Source organism: Leisingera sp. McT4-56 (genome assembly GCF_020514995.1).
In the GTDB taxonomy this organism is placed as follows: domain Bacteria; phylum Pseudomonadota; class Alphaproteobacteria; order Rhodobacterales; family Rhodobacteraceae; genus Leisingera; species Leisingera aquaemixtae_A.
In genome coordinates this window covers 1-1965 of record NZ_JAJALF010000056.1, presented here as the reverse complement: position 1 = coordinate 1965, position 1965 = coordinate 1, and the positions used below count along the sequence as shown (strand labels likewise).

Sequence of the window (1965 nt, the reverse complement as noted above, 5' to 3'; positions counted from 1 at the left end):
ATCCCGACCGTGGGCGACTACGTCACCCCGTCGCTGGTCGGCGGCTCGCAGGGCAAGATGGTGGCGAACCTGATCCAAGTGCAGTTCGGCCCGGCCAACAACTGGCCGCTGGGCGCCACCCTGTCGCTGGTGGCAATGGCCTCTGTCGGCTTTGTGGCCATCCTGTTTGTCATCCTGGCCACCGCTTTGGGGAGGAGGATCCGTTGAGCACACCGGTAAGCGAACCCCTGAACAAGCCGCTGAGCGCTGCTGCCAGCAAGCCGCGGCGCAAACCCTTCCGTTTCCCCTGGCTGCTGGCCTACGCAGTGGCTTATCTGGTGTTCCTCTACCTGCCGGTGCTGCTGCTGCCGCTGTTCTCCTTCAACGACGGCACCATCGTCGCCTTTCCGATGAAGGGGTTTACCCTCAAGTGGTATGCCCAGCTCGGTGAACAGGACACGCTCTTGCAGGCGATGGTCAACTCATTGATCGTCGGCGCAGTGACCGCGCTGGTCGCCACCTCGCTGGGGCTGTTCGCCGCCCGCGCCTATGTCCGCTACCGGTTCAAGGGACGCGAACTGTCGGAGGGGCTGGTGATGCTGCCGCTGGTCATTCCGGGCATCATCGTGGCGTCTTCGATGCTGGTGCTGTTCATCTCGCTGGGGCTGAAGCCGTCGCTGACCACGGTGATCCTGGGCCATGTGTTTGTCGCCCTTCCCTTTGCGGTCTCGATCATGAAGTCCGCCTTTGACGATTTCGACCAGTCGCTGGAGGAAGCCGCCTTTGACCTTGGCGAAAGCGTCATCGGCACCTTCCGCCGGGTGACCCTGCCGATCGTGGCGCCGGGGATTGTTGCCAGCCTGCTGGTCACATTCACCGTGTCGTTCGACGAGTTCGTGCTGGCCTTCTTCCTGTCCGGCAACCAGCCCACCCTGCCGGTCTATATCTGGAGCCAGATCCGCTTCCCGGCCAAGCTGCCGAACACGCTGGCGCTTGGCTCGCTGCTGCTGCTCGCCTCGGTGCTGCTGTTGCTGACCGCCGAATACTTCCGCCGCCGCTCCGCCAAGTCCGCCTGATGAAGGATACGCAGATGACCACTCAGAACATCATCGAAATCTCCGGGGTGGAGAAACGGTTCGGCACCTTCACTGCGGTGCGCGACCTGAACCTGACGCTGAGGGAGGGCGAGTTCTTTTCCCTGCTCGGACCCTCCGGCTGCGGCAAGACCACCGCGCTCAGGATGATTGCCGGTTTCCAGGACCACGACGCCGGCACCATCCGTATCGGCGGCCAGGACATGGCCCACATCCCTGCCAACAAACGCCCCACCAATATGGTGTTCCAGTCCTATGCGATCTTTCCGCATCTGAACGTCGGCGATAACGTCGCCTTTGGTCTGCGCAAGCTGAAGCTGGGCAAAGCAGAGACCGAAGAACGCGTCGCCGAGGCGCTGGAAATGGTGGAGCTGGGCGGGTTGCAGTCGCGCAAGGCGACGGAACTGTCCGGCGGCCAGCGCCAGCGGGTGGCCTTGGCCCGTGCGCTGGTGATGCGGCCCAAGGTGCTGTTGCTGGATGAGCCGCTGTCGGCGCTCGACAAGAACCTGCGCGAGGCGATGCAGTTCGAGATGCGCCGCCTGCAGCAGAAGCTCGGGATCACCTTCGTCATGGTCACCCACGACCAGTACGAGGCGATGACCATGTCCGACCGCATCGGCGTGATGTTCAAGGGCCAGCTGAAGCAGGTCGACAAGCCCGAGGTGCTCTATGCCCGGCCCTGCAGCCAGGAGGTTGCGGCCTTCATCGGCGGCATGAACTTCCTGGATGCGGCTGTCACCGGAGAGGTGAACGGCAAACTGCATGCTGAGGTGCAGGGCTTCGGGCCGCTGTCCATCGACGTGAATCCCAATGTGGCGCGGCGCGGGCCGCAGCTGCTGGCAGGCATCCGTCCCGAACAGCTGGAAATATCGGCGCAGAAGCCCGACGGCTA

Annotated in this window: 2 protein-coding genes and 1 pseudogene; all 3 read left to right on the top strand. The window is 63.6% G+C overall.

The genetic code is table 11. The features are described from left to right. Window positions 1-207 (top strand): annotated as a pseudogene (locus LHL23_RS23340) (ABC transporter permease); the annotation flags it as partial. Window positions 208-239: 32 nt separating this feature from the next. After that, the gene (locus LHL23_RS23335; protein ID WP_413229492.1) at window positions 240-1055 is read left to right on the top strand and encodes an ABC transporter permease; all 816 of its coding nucleotides are present in this window, start codon (window positions 240-242) and stop codon (window positions 1053-1055) included. A gap of 14 nt (window positions 1056-1069) precedes the next feature. Continuing rightward, window positions 1070-1965 (top strand): ABC transporter ATP-binding protein (locus LHL23_RS23330; RefSeq protein ID WP_226431749.1); only part of this gene is annotated, 896 nt, incomplete at its 3' end.